Origin of the sequence: Klenkia taihuensis (assembly GCF_900112525.1) — a bacterium.
In the GTDB taxonomy this organism is placed as follows: Bacteria; Actinomycetota; Actinomycetes; order Mycobacteriales; family Geodermatophilaceae; genus Klenkia; species Klenkia taihuensis.
Map to the genome: position 1 here is coordinate 482,145 of NZ_FOMD01000004.1, position 21,982 is coordinate 504,126.

23 protein-coding genes and 1 tRNA gene are annotated in these 21,982 nt (G+C 74.4%); 22 read left to right on the forward strand and 2 right to left on the reverse strand.

From position 1 onward, the window contains the following. The first annotated feature begins 62 nt into the window (after window positions 1-62). Both BM158_RS18260 and BM158_RS18265 read left to right on the forward strand, forming a co-directional pair. Window positions 63-458, forward strand: coding sequence for a TIGR02611 family protein (locus BM158_RS18260; protein WP_229827780.1), 396 nt, complete (start codon window positions 63-65; stop codon window positions 456-458). 32 nt (window positions 459-490) lie between these two features. Then, window positions 491-562, forward strand: a tRNA-Val gene (locus BM158_RS18265). 45 nt (window positions 563-607) lie between these two features. Here the strand turns inward: BM158_RS18265 and BM158_RS18270 are convergent. Next, complete coding sequence (locus BM158_RS18270; protein WP_091562754.1) at window positions 608-1,144, reverse strand: dihydrofolate reductase family protein; 537 nt, start codon at window positions 1,142-1,144, stop codon at window positions 608-610. A 92-nt stretch (window positions 1,145-1,236) separates the two neighbouring features. Between BM158_RS18270 and BM158_RS18275 the strand changes: the two genes are divergently transcribed. The 18 genes from BM158_RS18275 (at window position 1,237) to BM158_RS18355 (ending at window position 19,033) form a co-directional block, all read left to right on the forward strand. Further along, complete coding sequence (locus tag BM158_RS18275) at window positions 1,237-1,608, forward strand: HNH endonuclease (protein WP_229827779.1); 372 nt, start codon at window positions 1,237-1,239, stop codon at window positions 1,606-1,608. A gap of 119 nt (window positions 1,609-1,727) precedes the next feature. Next, the gene (gene thrS / locus BM158_RS18280) at window positions 1,728-3,749 is read left to right on the forward strand and encodes a threonine--tRNA ligase (RefSeq protein ID WP_229827778.1); all 2,022 of its coding nucleotides are present in this window, start codon (window positions 1,728-1,730) and stop codon (window positions 3,747-3,749) included. Next, window positions 3,746-4,285 (forward strand): HIT family protein, encoded by a 540-nt coding sequence (locus BM158_RS18285; protein ID WP_229827777.1) that lies wholly within the window; start codon window positions 3,746-3,748, stop codon window positions 4,283-4,285. Before thrS ends, BM158_RS18285 begins: the two co-directional genes overlap by 4 nt. Continuing rightward, window positions 4,285-4,899 (forward strand): phosphatidylinositol phosphate synthase, encoded by a 615-nt coding sequence (gene pgsA, locus BM158_RS18290; RefSeq protein ID WP_091562762.1) that lies wholly within the window; start codon window positions 4,285-4,287, stop codon window positions 4,897-4,899. The genes BM158_RS18285 and pgsA overlap by 1 nt, the downstream gene beginning before the upstream one ends. After that, a complete protein-coding gene (locus BM158_RS18295) occupies window positions 4,896-5,825 on the forward strand; it encodes a phosphatidylinositol mannoside acyltransferase (RefSeq protein WP_207506730.1) in 930 nt (309 codons plus the stop codon). The genes pgsA and BM158_RS18295 overlap by 4 nt, the downstream gene beginning before the upstream one ends. Further along, window positions 5,822-7,033, forward strand: coding sequence for a glycosyltransferase family 4 protein (locus BM158_RS18300; RefSeq protein ID WP_091562766.1), 1,212 nt, complete (start codon window positions 5,822-5,824; stop codon window positions 7,031-7,033). Before BM158_RS18295 ends, BM158_RS18300 begins: the two co-directional genes overlap by 4 nt. 24 nt (window positions 7,034-7,057) lie before the next feature. Continuing rightward, window positions 7,058-7,582, forward strand: coding sequence for a hypothetical protein (locus BM158_RS18305; protein WP_091562770.1), 525 nt, complete (start codon window positions 7,058-7,060; stop codon window positions 7,580-7,582). A 41-nt stretch (window positions 7,583-7,623) separates the two neighbouring features. Further along, a complete protein-coding gene (gene pdxS / locus BM158_RS18310) occupies window positions 7,624-8,538 on the forward strand; it encodes a pyridoxal 5'-phosphate synthase lyase subunit PdxS (RefSeq protein WP_308430567.1) in 915 nt (304 codons plus the stop codon). Next, entirely contained in the window at window positions 8,532-9,173 is a 642-nt protein-coding gene (pdxT, locus tag BM158_RS18315) for a pyridoxal 5'-phosphate synthase glutaminase subunit PdxT (protein WP_091562773.1), read from the forward strand. Before pdxS ends, pdxT begins: the two co-directional genes overlap by 7 nt. Continuing rightward, the gene (locus BM158_RS18320) at window positions 9,170-9,922 is read left to right on the forward strand and encodes a YebC/PmpR family DNA-binding transcriptional regulator (RefSeq protein ID WP_091562778.1); all 753 of its coding nucleotides are present in this window, start codon (window positions 9,170-9,172) and stop codon (window positions 9,920-9,922) included. The genes pdxT and BM158_RS18320 overlap by 4 nt, the downstream gene beginning before the upstream one ends. Before the next feature lie 43 nt (window positions 9,923-9,965). Further along, on the forward strand, window positions 9,966-10,559 hold the full coding sequence (gene ruvC / locus BM158_RS18325) for a crossover junction endodeoxyribonuclease RuvC (protein WP_278247588.1): 594 nt from the start codon (window positions 9,966-9,968) through the stop codon (window positions 10,557-10,559). After that, window positions 10,556-11,206 carry a Holliday junction branch migration protein RuvA gene (gene ruvA / locus BM158_RS18330; RefSeq protein ID WP_091562786.1) on the forward strand — a complete coding sequence of 217 codons (651 nt, stop codon included), beginning with the start codon at window positions 10,556-10,558 and terminating at the stop codon, window positions 11,204-11,206. The genes ruvC and ruvA overlap by 4 nt, the downstream gene beginning before the upstream one ends. Window positions 11,207-11,216: 10 nt before the next feature. Further along, a complete protein-coding gene (gene ruvB, locus BM158_RS18335) occupies window positions 11,217-12,290 on the forward strand; it encodes a Holliday junction branch migration DNA helicase RuvB (RefSeq protein WP_091562788.1) in 1,074 nt (357 codons plus the stop codon). 153 nt (window positions 12,291-12,443) lie between these two features. Beyond that, window positions 12,444-12,806 carry a preprotein translocase subunit YajC gene (gene yajC / locus BM158_RS18340; RefSeq protein WP_091562791.1) on the forward strand — a complete coding sequence of 121 codons (363 nt, stop codon included), beginning with the start codon at window positions 12,444-12,446 and terminating at the stop codon, window positions 12,804-12,806. Between the two features lies 1 nt (window position 12,807). After that, window positions 12,808-14,613, forward strand: coding sequence for a protein translocase subunit SecD (secD, locus tag BM158_RS18345; protein WP_091562794.1), 1,806 nt, complete (start codon window positions 12,808-12,810; stop codon window positions 14,611-14,613). Beyond that, complete coding sequence (gene secF / locus BM158_RS18350; protein WP_207506731.1) at window positions 14,610-15,938, forward strand: protein translocase subunit SecF; 1,329 nt, start codon at window positions 14,610-14,612, stop codon at window positions 15,936-15,938. The genes secD and secF overlap by 4 nt, the downstream gene beginning before the upstream one ends. Continuing rightward, entirely contained in the window at window positions 15,935-16,507 is a 573-nt protein-coding gene (locus BM158_RS22125; RefSeq protein WP_229827775.1) for an adenine phosphoribosyltransferase, read from the forward strand. The genes secF and BM158_RS22125 overlap by 4 nt, the downstream gene beginning before the upstream one ends. An 87-nt stretch (window positions 16,508-16,594) precedes the next feature. Then, window positions 16,595-19,033, forward strand: coding sequence for a RelA/SpoT family protein (locus BM158_RS18355; RefSeq protein ID WP_191328715.1), 2,439 nt, complete (start codon window positions 16,595-16,597; stop codon window positions 19,031-19,033). An 83-nt stretch (window positions 19,034-19,116) separates the two neighbouring features. Here BM158_RS18355 and BM158_RS18360 read toward each other — a convergent pair whose 3' ends face one another. Then, on the reverse strand, window positions 19,117-19,950 hold the full coding sequence (locus tag BM158_RS18360; RefSeq protein WP_091562797.1) for a peptidylprolyl isomerase: 834 nt from the start codon (window positions 19,948-19,950) through the stop codon (window positions 19,117-19,119). 79 nt (window positions 19,951-20,029) lie between these two features. On the opposite strand from BM158_RS18360, the gene BM158_RS18365 reads away from it, so the two are divergent. Together BM158_RS18365 and hisS are read left to right on the forward strand one after the other, a co-directional pair. Continuing rightward, complete coding sequence (locus BM158_RS18365) at window positions 20,030-20,725, forward strand: MBL fold metallo-hydrolase (protein ID WP_091562800.1); 696 nt, start codon at window positions 20,030-20,032, stop codon at window positions 20,723-20,725. Then, window positions 20,722-21,981 (forward strand): histidine--tRNA ligase, encoded by a 1,260-nt coding sequence (gene hisS / locus BM158_RS18370; protein WP_091562802.1) that lies wholly within the window; start codon window positions 20,722-20,724, stop codon window positions 21,979-21,981. Before BM158_RS18365 ends, hisS begins: the two co-directional genes overlap by 4 nt. The last annotated feature ends 1 nt before the right edge of the window (window position 21,982 follow it).

Below are 21,982 nucleotides of genomic sequence, written 5' to 3' on the forward strand. Positions count from 1 at the left end.
GCGGGCGGCGCCCCCGGGAGACCGAGCAGCAGCGGCGGACCCGCTACGACAGCGACGACGTCGTGAGCCTGCGCGAGCGCATCGGCAGGCGGAAGTGGCGCCGCCGGCTGGCCGCCAGCAAGACCACCGACACCGCCTACCGGGCGGGGGTCGGCGTGGTCGGCTCGCTGCTGCTGGTCTTCGGGCTGGTCACCATCCCGCTGCCCGGGCCCGGCTGGCTCACCGTCATCGCCGCGCTGTTCGTGCTCGCCACGGAGTTCACCTGGGCCGAGCGGCTGCTGGAGTTCACCAAGCGCAACGTCAAGCGCTGGACCGACTGGCTGGGCCGCCAGCCGGTCTGGGTGCGGGTGCTGGTCGCGCTGGCCACCGCGGCGTTCGTCTACGGGGTCATCGTGGTCGTGCTGCACTTCCTCGGCGTCCCGTCCTGGGTGCCGGGGTGGGTGCCGATGTGGCGGTAGGCGTCTGGCACACTGGTCGCCGCACCGCAGCCGGGCGATTGGCTCAGCGGTAGAGCGCTTCGTTCACACCGAAGAGGTCACTGGTTCGATCCCAGTATCGCCCACCCCGAACGGCCCCCGTCCTGCCCAGGACGGGGGCCGTCGGCGTCTCAGGCCGGCCCGTAGACCAGGTGCGCCACGCCGTTGCTCAGCTTCGTGGCGTCGACGAGGGTCAGCCGGGCCGGGTCCCCGCCCTCGGGGAACAGCCGGATCCCGCTGCGCACCGCCACCGGGTAGACGTAGAGGTGCAGCTCGTCGACCAGGCCGTCGGCCACCAGCGCCCGCACCAGCGTCGCGCTGCCGCTGACGTAGAGGTCGTGCTCGGCCCTGAGCGCCTGCAGCCGGTCGACGTCGTAGGGCAGCACCTGCGCCGGGCCCCACCCCGGGTCGGTGAGCGACCCGGACACCACGTACTTGGTGGTGTCGTTGAAGAACGGCGCGCCCGGGTCGTCCTCGACGGTGCGGGTGGACCAGGCCGGGCCGAACATCTCGTAGGTCGTGCGGCCGAGCAGGATGCCGTCGGCGCCCGCGGTCAGCGCGCCGATGCTGGCGGCCAGGTCGTCGGGGAAGCCGAAGTCCATCGTCCACATCGGGGCGTCCACGACGCCGTCGACGGTGGTGAACTCGTGCACCTTGATGCTGCCCATGGGGAGTCGCTCCTCGGTTCGGGGGGCTGTCGCGGGGGAGGACACCCGCGCTCGACGAGAATCATCGGTGCACCCGGCGGACGATGGTCGGCGTGACCGCCCAGCCCGACCGCGCCGGCCGGCTGGCCGCGGCGCTGGAGCGCGACGGGCCGACCTGCGTGTGGTGCGGGCGGACCTTCGACCGGCACGTGCGGCCCACCACCGAGCACGTGGTGCCGCGGGTGCGCGGCGGGCCGTCCTGGGCGGAGAACGAGGTCGCCGCGTGCAGTCGCTGCAACGCCGCACGCGGGCACCGCGGAGCGGTCGAGTGGCTGGGGGAGTGCCGGGCCCGGGGCTGGACGCCGGACGCCGAGCGGGTGGCCCGGGCGCTGGAGTCGCTGGCCGCGGCGGTCGCGGTCCGCGGCGGCCAGCGGCGGGCCCGGCCGCACCTCGATGCCCAGCTGCGGCGGCTGCGGGCCGGCTGACCCCACCCGCGGGGGCCGAAGGCGGGGGAGACGGTCACCCGCGGGCCGTACTCTCGGCGGTGCCGAGCGCCCGTCCGTGGCGCACCCCGCACCTCCCGAGGAGTCCCGCCGTGCCAGCCGTGCCCGAAGCGCCCGCCGTCGCCGCCGTCCTGGTGCCCGCCGGCACCACGGCGACCCAGGCGCTCAAGGACGCCGGCGTGCCGCTCAAGGGCGCCGACGCCGCGGTCGTGGTCCGGGTGGACGGCGAGCTCAAGGACCTGGCCTGGGTGCCCGACGCCGACACCGAGGTGGAGCCGGTCGCGGCGTCCAGCGCCGACGGCCGCGCGGTCATCCGGCACTCCGCCGCGCACGTGCTCGCCCAGGCCGTGCAGGACCTGTTCCCCGGCACCCGGCTGGGCATCGGCCCGCCGGTGGTGGACGGCTTCTACTACGACGTCGACCCGGAGAAGCCCTTCACCCCCGAGGACCTGCAGGCCATCGAGAAGCGGATGCAGGCCATCGTCCGCGAGGGCCAGTTCTTCGCCCGCCGGGAGATCTCCGACGACGACGCCCGCGCCGAGCTCGCCCACGAGCCCTACAAGCTGGAGCTGATCGGGCTCAAGGGCGGGGCCGGGGAGGCCGCCGAGGGTGCCGACGTCGAGGTGGGCGGCGCCCAGCTGACCATGTACGACAACCTCGACCCGAGGTCGAGGGAGCGGGTCTGGACGGACCTGTGCCGCGGCCCGCACCTGCCCCGCACCAGCGCCATCCCGGCCTTCGCGCTGACCCGGGTGGCCGCCGCCTACTGGCGCGGCAACGAGAAGAACCCGCAGCTGCAGCGCGTGTACGGCACGGCGTGGGAGTCCAAGGACGCGCTCAAGGCCTACCAGGACCACCTGGCCGAGGCCGAGCGCCGCGACCACCGCCGGCTGGGCGTGGAGCTGGACCTGTTCAGCTTCCCCGACGAGATCGGCTCCGGCCTGGCCGTGTTCCACCCCAAGGGCGGGGTGGTCAAGCGCGAGATGGAGGACTACGTCCGCCGCCGGCACATCGAGGAGGGCTTCTCCTACGTCGGCAGCCCGCACATCTCCAAGGGCGGGCTGTTCGAGACCTCGGGCCACCTGCCGTACTACGAGGACACCATGTTCCCGGCCATGGACCTGGAGAACTCGAAGTACTACCTCAAGGCCATGAACTGCCCGATGCACAACCTGATCTTCCGGTCGCGCGGGCGGTCCTACCGCGAGCTGCCGCTGCGGTTCTTCGAGTTCGGGTCGGTGTACCGGTACGAGAAGTCCGGCGTCGTGCACGGCCTGACCCGGGTGCGCGGGCTGACCCAGGACGACTCCCACTCCTACGTCACCCCCGAGGGCGCCCCGGGGGAGATCGCGCACCTGCTGGCCTTCGTGCTCGGCCTGCTCAAGGACTTCGGCCTGGACGACTACTACCTGGAGCTGTCCACCCGCGGGGACTCCGACAAGTTCATCGGCTCCGACGAGGAGTGGGACGTCGCCACCCGGGTGCTGGAGGACGCGGCGAAGGAGACCGGCCTGGAGCTCGTGCCCGACCCGGGCGGCGCGGCCTTCTACGGCCCGAAGATCTCCGTGCAGGCCCGGGACGCCATCGGCCGCACCTGGCAGATGTCGACCATCCAGTACGACTTCAACCAGCCCGCCCGCTTCGGTCTGGAGTTCAGCGCCGCCGACGGCACCCGCCAGCAGCCGGTGATGATCCACTCGGCGAAGTTCGGCTCCATCGAGCGGTTCTTCGGCGTCCTCACCGAGCACTACGCCGGCGCGTTCCCGGCGTGGCTGGCCCCGGTGCAGGTGCTCGGCATCCCGATCACCGACGACCAGGTGCCCTACCTCGCCGACGTCGCCCGGCAGCTGCGCGCCCGCGGCATCCGGGTGGAGATCGACGACTCCGACGACCGGATGCAGAAGAAGATCCGCACCGCCTCCAAGCAGAAGGTGCCCTTCGTGCTCATCGCCGGGGCCACCGACGCCGAGGCCGGGGCGGTGTCCTTCCGCTACCGCGACGGCAGCCAGCGCAACGGCGTCCCGGTCGAGGACGCCGTCGAGGCGGTCGTGCAGTGGGTGGCCGACCGGCGCAACGACGACCCGGTCGCCCCCGCGGAGAGCCCGGCGGAGAGCACCGCGTGAACCCCGACGCGGGCGGGCCGACGACGGTCTTCGAGCAGCTGTGGACGCCCTACCGGATGGCCTACATCCAGGGCGAGGGCAAGCCCACCGGTGACCACGACTGCCCGTTCTGCCTCATCCCGCAGATGGGCGACGAGGACGGGCTGGTCGTGGCCCGTGGCGAGCTGGTCTTCGCGGTGCTCAACAAGTTCCCCTACAACGCCGGCCACCTGATGGTCGTGCCCTACCGGCACGTCGCCGACTACACCGGCCTCACCGACGCCGAGGTCGCCGAGCTGGGTGCCTTCACCCAGACCGCCATGCGCGTGGTGCGTCAGGTCAGCGGCGCGCACGGGTTCAACGTGGGGATGAACCAGGGCGCGGTCGCCGGGGCCGGCATCGCCGACCACCTGCACCAGCACGCCGTCCCGCGGTGGGGCGGGGACACCAACTTCATGCCGGTGCTCGGCCTGACCCGGGTGCTGCCCCAGGTGCTCACCGACACCCGTGGCCTGCTGGCCGACGCCTGGCCCGCGACGGCGGGGGACGCCGGCTGATGCTCGGGGTCAACCTGCGGCCGGCGGTCGCCCGCGTCTGGGCCCCCGTCGTCCGCACCCTCCTGCGGGCCGGCGTCACCGCCGACACCGTCACCCTGCTCGGCACCGTCGGCGCGGTGGCCTCGGCGGTGTTCCTCATCGGCAACGGCGTGCTGTTCTGGGGCGCCTTCGCGGTCACCGTCTTCGTGCTGCTGGACATGCTCGACGGCGCGCTGGCCCGCGCCCGCGGCGGCGGGTCGGTGTTCGGCGCGGTGCTGGACTCCACCGGCGACCGCGCGGCCGACGCCGCCATCTTCGCCGCGCTGGCCTGGTGGTTCTCCGGGGGCGGGGACAACCGCATGGTCGTCTGGCTGGCGCTGACCTGCCTGGTGCTGGGCGTGCTGACCTCCTACGTCAAGGCCCGCGCCGAGGGCATGGGCCTGACCTGCGACGTCGGCCTGGTCGAGCGCACCGAGCGGCTGATCCTGGTGCTGGTGGGCACCGGCTTCCTGGGCCTGGGCATCCCCTACGCGCTGCAGGTGTGCCTGTGGGTGCTGCTGGTCGGCAGCACGATCACCGTCGGCCAGCGGTTCGTCGAGGTCCACCGGCAGTCGCAGGGCCGCACGCTGCCGTGAGCGGGCTGGGCAACCGGCTCGGCGACCGGCTGGTCGACGCCGGCTACGCCGCGGGCTGGGGCGCGGTCAAGGCGCTGCCCGAGCCGGTGGCCCGCACCGCCTTCGACCGCGCCGGGGCCTGGGCCGCCGACCGCGACGGGCGCGGCACCCGGCAGCTGCGGGCCAACCTGCGGGTGGTCACCGGCCTGACCGGGGACGCCCTCGACGAGCTCACCCGCGACGCCGTCCGGTCCTACGCCCGGTACTGGCTGGAGGCCTTCCGGCTGCCCACCCTCGGCGTCCCCCGGCTGCTGGCCGGCACCACCGTCGTCGGCACCGAGCACCTGGACGCCGCCCGCGCCGCCGGCCGGCCGGTCGTGCTCGCCCTCCCGCACAGCGGCAACTGGGACGCCGCCGGGGTCTGGTTCGTCGACTGGCTGGACGGGCCGTTCATGACCGTGGCCGAGCGGCTGCGGCCGGAGGCGCTGTACGAGCGGTTCCTGGCCTACCGGGAGTCCCTCGGGTTCCGGGTCGTGCCGCTGACCGGCGGCGACCGGCCCAGCTCCACCGTGCTCGGCGAGTGGCTGGCCGCCGGCCGCTCGGCGTGCCTGCTCGTGGACCGCGACCTGTCCGCCTCGGGCATCCCGGTCACCTTCTTCGGCCGGCCCACCACGATGCCCGGCGGCCCCGCGCTGCTGGCCGCCCGCCACGGTGCCGCGCTGCACCCGGTGGTCTCCCACTTCGACGGCGCCGGCTGGCGGCACACCGTGCACGCCGAGGTCGACGTGCACGGCGCCGGCCGGCTGCGCGACCGGGTGCACGCCGGCATGCAGGGCGTCGCGGACGCCTTCGCCGTCAGCATCGCCGAGCGCCCCGTCGACTGGCACCAGCTCGGCCGGATCTGGGCCGACGTCCTGCCCGACCCCGAGCGGGGGAGCCGGCCGTGAGGGTCGGCCTGGTCTGCCCGTACAACTGGGACGTCCCCGGTGGCGTGCAGTACCACGTGCGCGACCTCGCCGAGACCCTGCGCGGCATGGGCCACGAGGTCGACGTCCTCACCCCGGCCGAGCAGGAGGAGTCGCTGCCGCCCGGCGCCACCTGGGCCGGGCGGGCCATCCCCATCCCCTACAACGGCTCGATGGCCAGCTGGCAGTTCGGGGTGCTGTCGGCCGCCCGCACCCGGCGGTGGCTGCGCGAGGGCCACTTCGACGTGGTGCACGTGCACGAGCCGGCGCCGCCGTCGGTCGCGCTGCTGGTCTGCATGATCGCCGACGGCCCCATCGTGGCCACCTTCCACGCAGCCTCCGTGCGCTCCAAGGTGCTGGCCGCCTGGGGCCCGGTGGTGCGGCCCTGGTTGGAGCGCATCGCCGGCCGGATCGCGGTGTCGGACTTCGCCCGCCGGCTGCAGGTCGAGCACGTGGGCGGCGACGCCGTGGTCATCCCCAACGGGGTGCAGGTCGCCGCCTTCGCCGAGGGCCCACGGCTGCCCGCCGCCGAGCACGACGGGCCCACCGTCGGGTTCCTGGGCCGGTACGACGAGCCCCGCAAGGGCCTGCCGGTGCTGCTGGAGGCCATGCGCAGCGTGGTCCGCGAGCTGCCGGGGGCCCGGCTGCTGGTCGCCGGCCGGGGCGACCCCGACGAGCTGCGGGCCCTGGTCGGCCCCGACCTGGAGCCCGCCGTCGTCCTGCTCGGCGAGCTGGACGAGGCCGACAAGGCCGCGTTCCTGCGCACCGTCGACGTGTACTGCGCGCCCAACCTGATGGGGGAGAGCTTCGGGGTGGTGCTGGTCGAGGCCATGGCCGCCGGCGCGCCGGTGGTCGCCGCCGATCTCGACGCCTTCGCCCGGGTGCTCGCCGACGGCGACGCCGGGGTGCTGGTGCGCCGCGGCGACGCCACCGCGCTGGCCCGGGTGCTGGTCGACCTGCTCGGCGACCCCGACCGGCGGGCGCAGCTGACCGCAGCCGGCCACGACCGCGCCCAGGACTTCGACTGGGGCACCCTGGCCGCCCGGATCGTGGACGTCTACGAGACCGTCGCGCCCCCCGGCGGCGGCGAGGTGACCGCCCACGGCGCCGACGAGGACCCGCTGCCGGCCGAGCCGACCGCCCCCACCCGGATGGATGGCTTCCTGCCGCGCTGGTTGCGCCGGTCCTGACACCGCGCCGGTAGCGTCCCGGCCGTGACCTCGACGAGCTGGGTGCTGCTGGCCCTCGCCGTCCTGGTGGTCCTGCTGCTGGCGTGGGCGGCGTTCACGCTGACCCGGCTGCGCCGGCTGGCCGGCCGCGTCGACCGGGCCTGGGTCACCCTCGAGGGCACGCTGGCCCGCCGGGCCGAGCTGGCCGACGCCGTGGCCCGCGAGCACGCCGACGAGCTGGGCCCGCTGCGGGCGGACGCGCTGCGCAGCGCGGCGGCCGCCGCCCGCCGGCCCTCCGGCGGCGACCGCGAGGTGGCCGAGAACGCCCTGGGCCGGCTGGTCCGCGAGCTGCCCGAGCCGCTGCGCGCCCCCGAGCTGGACGACGCCGGCTGGCGGGTGGGCCTGGCCCGGCGGTTCTACAACGACGCCGTCCGGGACACCCGGGCGCTGCGGCGCCGACCTGGCCCGCGCACGCTGCGGCTGCACGCCCGCCGCCCGATGCCGCGGTTCTTCGACATCGACGACGGCCTGGACGCCGTCGTCGGCACCGGGCCCGCCGGCCGCGGCTGACCCGCTCCTACGATGGGTCGACCACAACCGACGTCGACCCCGTGAGGCGCACCGTGTCCGAGACCCCCGTCCCTCCCAGCACCGGCACCGACCGCGTGAAGCGCGGCATGGCCGAGCAGCTCAAGGGCGGCGTCATCATGGACGTCGTCGACGCCGCGCAGGCCCGCATCGCCGAGGACGCCGGCGCCGTCGCCGTCATGGCCCTGGAGCGGGTGCCCGCCGACATCCGCGCGCAGGGCGGCATCGCGCGGATGAGCGACCCCGACATGATCCAGGGGATCATCGACGCGGTCTCCATCCCGGTGATGGCCAAGGCCCGCATCGGCCACTTCGTCGAGGCGCAGGTGCTGCAGTCCCTCGGCGTGGACTACATCGACGAGTCCGAGGTGCTCACCCCGGCCGACGAGGCGCACCACATCGTCAAGACCGACTTCACCGTGCCCTTCGTCTGCGGCGCCACCAACCTGGGCGAGGCGCTGCGCCGGATCTCCGAGGGCGCGGCGATGATCCGCTCCAAGGGCGAGGCCGGCACCGGCAACGTCGTCGAGGCCACCCGGCACATGCGCTCGCTGCGCTCGGGCATCCGCAAGCTCACCACGCTGGACGAGACCGAGCTGTTCGTCGCGGCCAAGGAGCTGCAGGCGCCCTACGAGCTCGTGGCCGAGGTGGCCCGCACCGGCAAGCTCCCCGTCGTGCTGTTCACCGCCGGCGGCATCGCCACCCCGGCCGACGCGGCGATGATGATGCAGCTGGGCGCCGAGGGCGTGTTCGTCGGCTCGGGCATCTTCAAGTCCGGCGACCCGGCCCAGCGCGCGGCCGCGATCGTGCAGGCCACCACCTTCCACGACGACCCGGCGGTGATCGCCAAGGTCAGCCGCGGGCTGGGCGAGGCCATGGTCGGCCTCAACGTCGACACCCTGCCGGCGGACCAGAAGTACAGCTCCCGCGGGTGGTGAGCGCCCCGGTCGTCGGGGTGCTGGCGCTGCAGGGCGACGTCCGGGAGCACCGCGCCGTCCTGGAGCAGCAGGGTGCGCGCACCGTCGCCGTCCGGCGGCCCGAGGAGCTCGCCGGCGTCGACGGACTCGTGCTGCCCGGCGGTGAGTCCACGACGATCGCCAAGCTCGCCGACCGGTGGGGCCTGCTGGAGCCGCTGCGCACCGCGGTGCGCAGCGGGCTGCCGGCCTACGGCTCGTGCGCGGGGATGATCCTGCTGGCCGACCGGCTGCTCGATGCCCCCGCCGACCAGCAGACCATCGGCGGCCTGGACGCCACCGTGCGCCGCAACGCCTTCGGCCGGCAGGTCGACAGCTTCGAGTCCGAGGTCGACGTGGCGGGGCTCCCCGGCGGCCCGGTGCACGCGGTGTTCATCCGCGCGCCCTGGGTCGAGGAGGCCGGGCCGGGGGTGCAGGTCCTCGGCCGGGTCTCGGGCGGGCCGGCCGACGGTAGGATCGTCGCGGTCCGCCAGGGCGACGTGGTCGCCACCAGCTTCCACCCGGAGCTCACCGGCGACACCCGCATGCACCGGTTCTTCGTGGATCTGGTGCGCGAACGCCGTGGCGGACGACGACCTGCGAGCGAGGAGACACGATGAGCGGCCACTCCAAATGGGCGACGACGAAGCACAAGAAGGCCGGCCTCGACGCCAAGCGGGGCAAGCTCTTCGCCAAGCTGATCAAGAACATCGAGGTCGCGGCCCGCACCGGCGGCGGTGACGTCAACGGCAACCCGACGCTGTACGACGCCGTCCAGCGGGCCAAGAAGTCCTCGGTGCCCAACGACAACATCGACCGCGCGGTCAAGCGCGGCGCGGGCCTGGAGGCCGGCGGCGTCGACTACTCGACGATCACCTACGAGGGCTACGCCGCGGCCGGCGTCGCGGTGCTCATCGAGTGCCTCACCGACAACAAGAACCGCTCGGCCATGGAGGTCCGCACCGCCATGACCCGCAACGGCGGGTCGATGGCCGACCCCGGGTCGGTGTCCTACCTGTTCAGCCGCAAGGGCGTCATCGTCGTCCCGGCCGCCGGCACCACCGAGGACGACGTCATGCTCGCCGTCCTCGACGCCGGCGCCGAGGAGGTGCGCGACCTCGGCGACACCTTCGAGGTGGTCTGCGAGCCCACCGACCTGGTCGCCGTCCGCACCGCCCTGCAGGACGCCGGCATCGACTACGACTCCGCCGAGGCCGGTTTCGTGCCCAGCGTGCAGGTCGAGCTCGACGCCGACGCCGCGGCCAAGGTGTTCAAGCTGATCGACGCGCTCGAGGACTGCGACGACGTGCAGAACGTCTACGCCAACTACGACGTGTCGGACGAGGTCATGGAGACCATCGACGCCTAGGCTGTCGAACGTCTGTTCGCACAGTGAGGGGTTGTCGGTGCGCGTGCTCGGGATCGACCCGGGGTTGACCCGGTGCGGGTGGGGCGTGGTCGACGGACGCCCCGGTGCCCGGCCCACCGCGGTCGGCGTCGGCGTCGTCCGCAGCGACCACACCCTGGCCCTGGAGCTGCGGCTGCTCGAGCTGCACACCGCGGTCACCGCGCTGGTGCGCGAGCACCGGCCCGACGTGGTGGCCATCGAGCGGGTCTTCCAGCAGAACAACAAGGGGACGGCGACGGGTACCGCGCAGGCCGCCGGCGTGGCCGCCCTCGCCGCCGCGCAGGCCAGCCGGCCGGTGCACTGGCACACCCCGAGCGAGGTCAAGGCCGCCATCTCCGGCAGCGGCCGGGCCGACAAGGAGCAGGTCACGCTGATGGTCACCCGGGTCCTGGGCCTGGACACCCCGCCCAAGCCCGCCGACGCCGCCGACGCGCTGGCGCTGGCGGTCTGCCACGTGTGGCGCGGGCCCACCCAGGACCGGCTGCGGGTCGCCGCGCTGGCCGCCGGCGCCGGGGTCGGCGCCGCCGCGCCGCTGTCGGTGGCCACCCGCTCGGCCGTGCGCCCGGGCCGCTGGCAGGGCATCGGGAGCGGGCGGTGATCGCCAGCGTCGCCGGCCGGGTCGCCGCGGTCAGCCCCGACGGCGCCGTCGTCGAGGTCGGCGGGATCGGCCTGGCCGTGCAGTGCATCCCGGGCACCATCGCCCGGCTGCAGGTGGGGGAGTCCGCCCGGCTGGCCACCAGCCTGGTGGTGCGCGAGGACTCGCTGACCCTCTACGGGTTCGCCGACGACGACGAGCGCCAGCTGTTCGAGCTGCTGCAGACCGCCAACGGCGTGGGCCCCCGCCTGGCGCAGGCCGTGCTGGCCATCCACCCGCCCCGCGACGTGCGCCGCGCGGTGGCCACCGGCGACCTCAAGGCGCTCATGCAGGTGCCCGGCATCGGCAAGAAGGGCGCCGAGCGGCTGGTCCTGGAGCTGCGCGACCGGCTCGGCGCGCCCACCGGCGACGTCAGCCTGGACGCCGTCGCGGCCGCCGCGGGCGCCACCGGCTCGGCCGCGGTCGCCCCCGTCGCGCCCTGGCGGGACCAGCTGACCACCGCGCTGGTGGGCCTGGGCTGGACGGTCCGCGAGGCCGAGGGGGCGCTGGGCCAGCTCGCGCCGGTCGTGGAGGAGCAGATCGCCGCCACCGGCTCGGTGGACATCGCCGTCCTGCTGCGCCAGGCGCTGCGCCTGCTGGGTCGGTCGTGAGGGGCCGGTCGTGACCGAGTCCGACGCCAGCCCCTGGGCCGGTGACGAGGAGCGCGTCGTCGAGTCGGCGCTGCGCCCGCACTCGCTGGCCGAGTTCGTCGGCCAGCCCAAGGTGGCTCGCCAGCTCGACCTGGTGCTCGAGGGCGCCAAGCGGCGCGGCCGGCCGCCGGACCACGTGCTGCTGTCGGGCCCGCCCGGGCTGGGCAAGACGTCGCTGGCGCTGATCATCGGCGCCGAGCTGGGCACCGCCGTCAAGATCACCTCCGGGCCGGCCATCGAGCGGTCCGGCGACCTCGCGGCGATGCTGTCCAACCTCGGCGAGGGCGACGTCCTGTTCATCGACGAGATCCACCGCATCGCCCGGCCCGCCGAGGAACTGCTCTACATGGCGATGGAGGACTTCCGGGTCGACGTCGTCGTCGGCAAGGGCCCCGGCGCCACCGCCATCCCGCTGGAGATCTCGCCGTTCACCCTGGTCGGTGCCACCACCCGCGCCGGGCTGCTCACCGGCCCGCTGCGCGACCGGTTCGGGTTCGTCGGGCAGATGGAGTTCTACTCGACCGCCGACCTGCAGTCGGTGCTGCGGCGCAGCGCCGACCTGCTCGGCGTGGCCATCGACGAGGACGGGTCGGCCGAGATCGCCGGCCGGTCCCGCGGCACCCCCCGCATCGCCAACCGGCTGCTGCGCCGGGTCCGCGACTACGCCGAGGTGCGCGCCGACGGCCGGATCACCCAGCCCGTCGCCCGCGCCGCGCTGGCGCTCTACGACGTCGACGAGCTCGGCCTGGACCGGCTGGACCGCGAGGTGCTGCACGCCCTGGTGGTCAAGTTCAACGGCGGCCCGGTCGGCGTCGCCACGCTCGCGGTCGCCGTGGGGGAGGAGCCGCACACGGTCGAGGAGGTCTGCGAACCGTTCCTGGTGCGCGCCGGCCTGCTGGCCCGCACCCCGCGCGGCCGGGTGGCCACCGAGGCCGCCTGGGCCCACCTGGGGCTCCCGGTCCCTGACGGCGTGTGGCTGCGCGGTGGGATCCCGCAGGGCGCGCCCGGCGACCAGCCTGCACCGCCCACCCTGTTCGACGCCTAGACTGCTCGGCGCTGGCGCGCCCGCCCCTGGGTGACGCGCGCCCTGCGCCGGTCGCGCCCGTGGGCGCACCGCAGCCCTGAGTCCCCCGAGCGGCCGCCACCCGGTGGCCGCACAACCGCGCCGAACGGGGCGCGGTGGAGAGGCACGACAACCGTGGAGCAGTTCTTCCCGCTCATCCTGCTGGTGCTGGCCTTCGCGCTGCTCATCGTGCTGCCCGCCCGGCAGCGCAAGAAGATGGCCGCGAACGCCCAGAAGCTGCAGGAGTCGCTGAGCGTCGGCACCCCGGTCATGCTGACCAGCGGTCTGCACGGCACCGTCGCCGGCTTCGGCGAGGGCACCGTCGACATCGAGATCGCCCCCGGCGTCGTCGCCACCTTCGCCCGCCCGGCCGTCATGGAGGTCCGCACGCCCGACGGCGCGGTGCTCGATGCACAGGCCGGCGAGGTCGTCCCGCCGCGCGACGAGCGCAGCGGCCTGGTCGACGGCGACGGCGACCCGACCGACCGCAAGGCCTGACGTGGCTGCCCGCCCGCTCCGGGCGTCGCGGTACTTCGCGGCGTTCGTCCTGGTCGTGGCCGTCCTGTACGGCCTCATCTTCTTCACCGGCTCGCAGCGCACCCCGCAGCTGGGCCTGGACCTGCAGGGCGGCACCACGGTGACGCTCACCGCGCAGGTGCCCGGAGGCGGCACGCCCAGCCGCGAGGACCTGGAGCTGGCGCGGCAGATCATCGAGCAGCGGGTCAACGGCCTCGGCGTCGCCGAGGCCGAGGTGGTGACCGAGGGCAACTCGAACATCATCATCTCCGTCCCCGGCGACGACGGCGACCAGGCCCGCGAGCTGGGCCAGACCGCGCAGCTGCGGTTCCGCCCGGTGGTGCAGGGCCCCGAGCCCGCCACCCCGGCCGACCCGTCCGCGACGCCGTCGGCCACCCCCACCGACGGCAGCGCACCCACCGACGGCAGCGCACCCACCACCGAACCCGGGGACACCGCGGCCCCGGCGTCCCCGACCGACGGCGCCGCGCCCACCAGCGACCCGGCCGCCACCTCGGCCCCGGCGCCGGACTCCCTGGCCGCCGACGACTCGACGTCGCCCTCCAGCGAGGCCGCGCCGACGACGGACGCCGCGCCGACCTCCGGTGCCCCCTCCTCCGGCGGTGCGCCCGCCTCCGACGGCGCGGCGCCCACCCCCGTCACCCAGGAGCAGGCCACCGCGGAGTACGCGACGCTGACCTGTTCCACCGACCAGACCGGTGCCGCCGACGTCGACCTGCCCGAGTCCTACCTGGCCGCCTGCTCCGAGGACGGGACCGCCAAGTACCTGCTCGGCCCGGCCGTCATCGAGGGCACCGACATCACCTCGGCCAGCGCGGGCACCGTCGCGCAGACCGGCGAGTGGATCGTCACCGTCGACTTCAACTCCCAGGCCTCCTCGACCTGGGCCACCTACACCGCCCAGGCCGCGCAGGCCGGTGCCGCCGTGGCCATCGTGCTGGACGGCCGCGTGGTCTCCGCCCCGACCGTGCAGAGCGCGATCACCGGCGGCAGCACCCAGATCACCGGCAACTTCTCCCAGACCGACGCGCAGACGCTGGCCAACCAGCTGGAGTACGGCGCCCTGCCGCTCACCTTCACCCAGGCCACCGCGCAGACCATCACCACCGAGCTCGGCGCCGAGCAGCTCGAGGCAGGGCTCATCGCCGGTGCCATCGGCATCGCGCTGGTCTTCCTCTACGCGCTGCTCTACTACCGCCTGCTCGGCCTGGTGATGATCGCCAGCCTGGTGCTGTCGGCGGTCGTGGTCTACGCCAGCCTGGTGCTGCTGGGCCGGGAGATCGGCTTCACCCTGAGCCTGGCGGGCATCGCCGGGTTCATCGTCAGCATCGGCATCACGGCCGACTCCTTCGTCGTGTACTTCGAACGGCTCAAGGACGAGATCCGCGAGGGCCGCACGCTGCGCAGCGCCGTCCCGCGGGCGTGGGTGCGGGCCCGCCGCACGATCCTGTCGGCCGACGCGGTCAGCTTCCTGGCCGCGGCCATCCTCTACGTGCTGGCGATCGGCGACGTGAAGGGCTTCGCGTTCACCCTGGGCCTGTCCACGGTGCTGGACCTGATCGTCGTCTTCCTCTTCACCCACCCGCTGATGGCGGTGCTCAGCCGGTTCAAGGGCTTCGGCTCCAGCCGGTTCTCCGGGCTCGGCGCCGTCGACGTCACCCGCCGGCCCGCCGCGGCGCCGCGGCCCGGGCAGCGCCCGACCGCGACGGCGGGCGCGACCAGCGCGTCGTCCAGCGGCGCGACCAGCAGCGACAGGAGCGACCGATGACCGGCACCCCCCGCGAGGGCCGCACCGACGACGAGCTGCTCGACGAGACCGACGCCGAGGTCCGTGCCGACGCCGCGGCCGACGCCGACGACGACGCCCTCGCCGAGGCCGGCCTGCCCACCGAGGACGGCGACCAGCCCGCCCCGCGGAGGAAGGCCTCGCTGGCGCACCGGCTCTACAACGGCGAGGCCGGTCTGGACGTCGTCGGCCGCAGCCGCTTCTGGTACAAGGTCACCGCCGTGGTGATGCTGATCTGCATCGCCTCGATGGTGTTCCGCGGGTTCAACTTCGGCATCGACTTCGAGGGCGGCAACAGCTTCCGGCTGCCCGGTGGCACCGAGCAGCTGGCCGGCATCCGCGAGGCGGCCGAGTCCGCCGGCGCCGACGTCTCCACCGTGCAGGTGGTCGGCGGCGACACCGTGCTGCTGCGCACCGGCGCGCTGGACAACGCCGGCGAGACCGCCGTCGTCTCCGCCATCGCCGACGCCGCCGGGGTGGACGCCACCCAGGTGAGCCCGGAGGCGGTCAGCGCCGACTGGGGCCGGGACATCACCGACCAGGCGCTCATCGCCCTGGTGGTCTTCCTGGCCGCGGTCGTGGTGTTCCTGGCCATCCGGTTCCAGCCCAAGATGGCGGTGGGCGCGATCGCCGCGCTGGTGCACGACATCGTGCTCACCGCCGGCATCTACTCCCTGGTCGGCTTCGAGGTCACCCCCTCGACCGTCATCGGCTTCCTCACCATCCTCGGCTTCAGCCTCTACGACACCGTCGTCGTCTTCGACAAGGTCGACGAGAACGTCAAGGACCTGGAGAAGGGCGCCCGGATGACCTGGGGCGAGGCGGCCAACCTCGCGGTCAACCAGACCCTCATGCGCTCGATCAACACCTCGGTCATCGCGCTGCTGCCGGTCCTCGGCCTGCTCGTCGTCGGCGTCGGCCTGCTCGGCGTCGGCACGCTGCAGGACCTCGCGCTGGTGCTCACCGTCGGCCTGGCCGCGGGCACCTACAGCTCGATCTTCCTGGCCACCCCGATCCTCGCCGACCTCAAGGCCCGCGAGCCCGGCGTCCAGGCCCTGGCCAAGCGCGTGCAGGCCCGCCGGGCCGCCGAGGCCCGGGCGGCCCGCGCCGGCGTCCCCGCCGGCCCGGTGGCCAGCGCCCGCCGGGCCCGCCGCGCGCCTTCCCCGGTCGCGGTCGCCGAGCACGACGAGCTGCCCGAGCGCCCCGAGGCGGTCGAGCAGGTCGAGTCCCCGGCGTCGGTCACCCGCACGGTGGCCGCCCCCAAGCCGGGCGCGCGTCCCCAGCGGCCGCGCGGCAGGCGACGGTGACCGAGCCGCCGCTGGACGAGCTGATCGCCTCCATCGCGGTCGACGTCCCCGACTTCCCCGAGCCGGGGGTGGTCTTCCGCGACCTCACCCCGGTGTTCGCCGACGCCGGTGCCTTCCGCCGGGTGGTCGACGGCCTGGCCGCGCCGGTGCTGACCGACCCCCGCGTGGCCGCGCTGCGCACCGGGGACGGCGACCCGGGCTTCGACGTCGTCGTCGGCGTCGAGGCCCGGGGGTTCCTGCTGGCCGCCGCGGTCGCGCTGGCCGCGGGCACCGGCGTCGTCCCGGTGCGCAAGGCCGGCAAGCTGCCCCGGGAGCGGATCAGCGCCGAGTACGCCCTGGAGTACGGGACGGCCACCCTCGAGCTGCACACCGACTCCCTCACCGCCGGCCAGCGCGTCCTCGTGGTCGACGACGTGCTGGCCACCGGCGGCACGCTGGAGGCGGCGGTCGGCCTGGTGGAGCGGCTGGGCGCCGTGGTGAGCGCGGTGGCCGTGGTCGTCGAGCTCCCCGCCCTGGGCGGCCGGCAGAAGCTCGCCCCGCACAGCGTGCACGCGCTGTGGACCACCTGACGCAGCTCACCCTCCCGAGCGGTCCACCCGCCCCGGTCCGTGGCTAGCATGGTCGGGGTCCCGACCGGTCGGACGACAGGAGTGGCCATGGCATCCGAGGTGGTGGCCCGACGCGCTGCCGAGCAGCCGCCTGCCGCCCCGGACGCCGACACCCCCCGGGCAGCGCTCCCCGAGCGGCCCGCCCTGCAGACGCCCGACGCCCGACCGGGCACCTCCCCGGCCGGCGCAGACCCCGGTGAGGACGCCGGCGGCCCGGCGCTGGAGTCGGTGCGCCGCCGCCGCGTCGTCGACCGGCTGGCCCGCCGGATCGTCGCCGGGCAGCGCTCCACCGTCGTCCGGCCGGTGCTCGAGCCGCTGGCGGCGCTGCACCGGCAGAGCCACGCCAAGGCCGACCTCACCCTGCTGCAGCGGGCCTACGACGTCGCCGAGGCCGCGCACTCGGCGCAGAAGCGCAAGTCCGGCGACCCCTACATCACCCACCCGCTCGCCGTCGCCACCGTGCTCGCCGGGCTGGGGATGGACACCACCACGCTGGTCGCGGCGCTGCTGCACGACACCGTGGAGGACACCGGCGTCACGCTGGAGTCCATCGTCGCCGACTTCGGCCCCGAGGTCGCGCACCTCGTCGACGGCGTCACCAAGATCGACAAGGTCTCGTTCGGGGACGGCGCCCAGGCCGAGACCATCCGCAAGATGATCGTCGCGATGGCCCGCGACCCCCGGGTGCTGGTCATCAAGCTCGCCGACCGGCTGCACAACATGCGCACCCTGCGTTTCCTCCCGCCGGAGAAGCAGGAGAAGAAGGCCCGCGAGACCCTCGAGATCCTCGCCCCGCTGGCCCACCGGCTGGGCATGAACACCATCAAGTGGGAGCTCGAGGACCTCGCCTTCGCCACGCTGTACCCCAAGCGGTACGACGAGATCGTCCGGCTGGTGGCCGAGCGCGCGCCCTCCCGCGACTCCTACCTGGCCGAGGTCACCACCGCCGTCAGCGAGCAGCTCAAGGGCGCCAAGGTCGAGGCCACCGTCACCGGCCGGCCCAAGCACTACTACTCGATCTACCAGAAGATGATCGTCCGCGGCCGCGACTTCACCGACATCTGGGACCTCGTCGGCATCCGGATCCTGGTCGACACGGTGCGCGACTGCTACGCCGCGCTGGGCATCATGCACGCGCACTGGCAGCCGGTGCCCGGCCGCTTCAAGGACTTCGTGGCGATGCCGAAGTTCAACATGTACCAGTCGCTGCACACCACGGTCATCGGCCCGCAGGGCAAGCCCGTCGAGCTGCAGATCCGCACCCACGACATGCACCGCACCGCCGAGTACGGCATCGCGGCGCACTGGAAGTACAAGGAGAAGGCACGCGGCGGCGGCGCCGTCACGCCGATGGGGCCCGGCTCCAGCGGCGACGAGATGCTCTGGCTGCGCCAGCTGCTGGACTGGCAGCGCGAGGCGCAGGAGCCCGGGGAGTTCCTGGAGACGCTGCGCTACGACCTCGGTCCGCAGGAGGTCTTCGTCTTCACGCCCAAGGGCGACGTGATGAGCCTGCCGGACAACTCCACCCCGGTCGACTTCGCCTTCGCCGTGCACACCGAGGTCGGCTACCGCTGCATCGGCGCCCGGGTCAACGGCTCGCTGGTCTCCCTGGACTCCAAGCTCTCCAACGGCGACACCGTCGAGGTGTTCACCTCCAAGTCCCCGACCGCCGGGCCCAGCCGCGACTGGCTGGAGTTCGTCGGCTCCTCCCGCGCCCGCACCAAGATCCGCCAGTGGTTCACCAAGGAGCGCCGCGAGGACGCCGTCGAGGCCGGCAAGGACGCCCTCACCAAGGCGATGCGCAAGGCCGGGCTGCCCCTGCAGCGGCTGATGGGCGGCGAGGCACTGGCCACCCTCGCGGCCGACCTGCACCACCCCGACGTCAGCGCGCTCTACGCCGCGGTGGGGGAGAACCGGGTGTCGGCCTCCTCGGTCGTGGAGAAGCTGCTGGTCGCCCTCGGCGGCTCCGAGGGCGCCACCGAGGACATCGCCGAGACCGCCATCCCGGCCCGCCGCTCCGTCGCCCGCACCGCCAGCGGCGACCCCGGCATCGTCGTCACCGACATGACCGACGTCTGGGCCAAGCTCGCCAAGTGCTGCACCCCGGTGCCCGGCGACGACATCCTCGGCTTCGTCACCCGCGGCGGCGGGGTCAGCGTGCACCGCACCGACTGCACCAACGCCGCGGACCTGCAGCGCAAGCCCGAGCGGTTGGTCGAGGTGGCCTGGGCCGCCCAGCCCGGCGCGGTCTTCCTCGTCGCCATCCAGGTCGAGGCGCTGGACCGGCACCGGCTGCTCTCCGACGTCACCAAGGCCCTCGCCGACGAGCGGGTCAACATCCTCTCCGCCTCGGTGCAGACCAGCCGCGACCGCGTCGCGGTCAGCCGGTTCACCTTCGAGCTGGCCGACCCGGCCCACCTGGGTGCGGTGCTGCAGACCGTCCGCAACGTCGACGGCGTCTTCGACGTGGAACGGGTGACGGCGTAGCGGCACCTCCCCGCTGGATGTGAGTCGTTGCGGGGTCGGGGGCCCGGCATGCCGCTGGATGTGGCATCCAGCGGCATCAACGGCTAGGCGGCCGGGGTGACCGCGGTGATGGTGACCGGGGTGGCCGGGGCGCCGTCCTGGCTGCCGTCGACGACGCCGGCGGCGGCGATGGTGTCCAGCACGCCCAGGCCCGCGTCGCCCACCGTGCCGAAGACGGTGTAGCTCGGGGGCAACTGGCTGTCGCCGTAGACCAGGAAGAACTGGCTGCCGTCGGTGCCCTGGCCGCTGTTGGCCATCGCCAGCACGCCGCGGCCGTAGGTCTCGCTGCCCGACGTCGCGGTCGGGAAGGTGTAGCCCGGCCCGCCCGAGCCGGTGCCCGACGGGTCACCGCACTGCAGCACCTTCAGGCCGTCCGAGGTGGTCAGCCGGTGGCAGGGGGTGCCGTCGAAGTAGCCCTGCGAGGCCAGCGACACGAAGCTCTCGGCCGCGCAGGCGCCCGGGCCGGAGAAGTCCAGGGTGACCGGGACGTCGCCGGCGCTGGTGGCGATGGTCTCGGCCTGCTGCCCGGTGGGCAGGTCGCCCGAGGGCGCGTCGACGGCCGAGGGTCCGGCGCTGCCCTGCGCGTCGTAGGTGTAGGTGCACGACCCGGCGGTGGTGGTCTGCCCGGCCCGCTCGGCGCCCGGGCCCGCGGTGGGGGCGGCGGCCGAGCTGGTCGAGGTCGCGTCGGCGGCGGTGGCGTCGTCGTCCCCGCCGATTCCCGTGATCAGCAGCGCGGCGCCCACGACGACCACGACGGCGGCCACGGTGACGCCGATGAGCAGGTTGCGGCGGCGCTTGCGCTGCTGCGCGGCCCGCCGCTCGAGCTGCCGCTGCAGGTGACGCTGGGCGGACTGACGACGCTGCTTGTTGCTGACCACGGGTGCGGAGTCTAGGCAAGCGACCCCGGCCACCTGCTGGGACGCCGGTCGTGTCGGCGGTGCCACGTACCCTGCTCGGGTGCTCATCCGCTCGTTCCCCGCCGGCGCGTTCGGCACCAACTGCTACGCGGTGGCCACCGGTCCGCGCGCCGAGTGCGTCGTCGTCGACCCCGGCATGGACGCCGTCGAGCCCCTCGCGCGGATGCTCGCCGACGACGGCCTCAAGCCCGTCGCCGTCGTCCTCACCCACGGGCACCTGGACCACACCTTCTCCGTGCTGCCGGTCTGCGACGGCTACGACATCCCCGCCTACCTGCACCCGGCCGACTCCGGGATGCTCTCGGACCCGGTCCGCTGGCACGGCCCGCAGCTCGCCCCGCTGATCACCGGCGTCGCGCTGCCCGACCCGGCCGACGTGCTGACCCTGGACGACGGCGCCACCCTCTCGCTGGCCGGCGTCGACCTCACCGTGCGGCACGCCCCCGGCCACACCCAGGGGTCGGTCATGTTCTCCCTCGACCTCGGCCCCGAGCACGACATGGCCCCGGGCCTGCTGGCCGGCGACGTGCTGTTCGCCGGGTCGGTCGGCCGGGTCGACCTGCCCGGCGGGTCCTGGGAGGCGATGCTCGGCTCGCTGCGCGACGTCGTCCTGCCGCTGGACGACGCCACCGTCGTCCTGCCCGGCCACGGCCCGGCCACCACCGTCGGGCGGGAGCGCGCCAGCAACCCCTACCTGGCCGAGGCCGCCGCCGCACCGAAGGGACGCGGGCTGTGAGCGACATCCAGCGCGCCCCCAAGGGCACCTTCGACCGGCTGCCCCCGGACTCCGCGGCCTACCTCGCCGCCCGCGACGCCCTGGTCGCCCCGCTGCTGACCGCCGGCTACGGCTACGTCGAGACCCCCGTGTTCGAGGAGACCGCGGTCTTCTCCCGGGGCGTGGGCGAGTCCACCGACGTCGTGTCGAAGGAGATGTACACCTTCGCCGACCGCGGCGGCCGGTCGCTGACCCTGCGGCCGGAGTTCACCGCCGGCGTCATGCGGGCCTTCATCGAGCACCGGCTCTACGCCGGTGCACTGCCCGCGAAGCTCTGGACCGTCGGGTCGGCGTTCCGCTACGAGCGGCCCCAGGCCGGCCGCTACCGGCACTTCACCCAGGTCAGCGTCGAGGCCCTCGGCGTCGACGACCCCGCCCTGGACGCCGAGCTGGTCGCCCTGGCCGACGCTGGCTTCCGCGGGCTCGGGCTCACCGACTACGACCTGCAGCTGACCTCGCTGGGCGACGCCACCTGCCGGCCGCAGTACCGCGACCTGCTGGTGGCGTTCCTCGCCGGCCTCGACCTCGACGAGGACACCCGGCAGCGGGCCGCGATCAACCCGCTGCGGGTGCTCGACGACAAGCGGCCCGAGGTGCAGGCCCAGCTCGCCGACGCCCCGCTGATGGTCGACCACCTCTCCGACACCACGAAGGCGCACTACGACGCCGTCCGGCAGCACCTGTCCGACCTCGGGGTCACCTGGGTGGAGGCGCCCCGGCTGGTCCGCGGGCTGGACTACTACACGAAGACCACCTTCGAGTTCGTGCACCGCGGCCTCGGCGCGCAGGCCAGCATCGGCGGCGGCGGGCGCTACGACGGTCTGTCGGCCGCGCTCGGCGGCCCCGACCTGTCCGGCATCGGCTACGCCGTCGGGGTCGACCGCACGATCCTCGCCGCGCAGGCCGAGGGCCTGGACATCCCGGTCACCGGCGGCACCGAGGTGTTCGTCGTCCACCTGGGCGAGGAGGCCAAGCGGTTCGCCGTCCGGCTGGTGGGGCAGCTGCGCGCCGCCGGCGTCGCCGCGGACACCGTCTACGGCGGCCGGGGGCTCAAGGGCGCCATGAAGGCCGCCGACCGCTCCGGCGCCGCGCGCGTGGTCGTGGTGGGGGACCGCGACCTGGCCGAGGGCGTCGCCCAGGTGAAGACGATGGCCACCGGCGAGCAGGTCGCCGTCCCCCTCGGTGAGCTGGCCGAGTCGCTGCGTGCGAGCGTGTGAG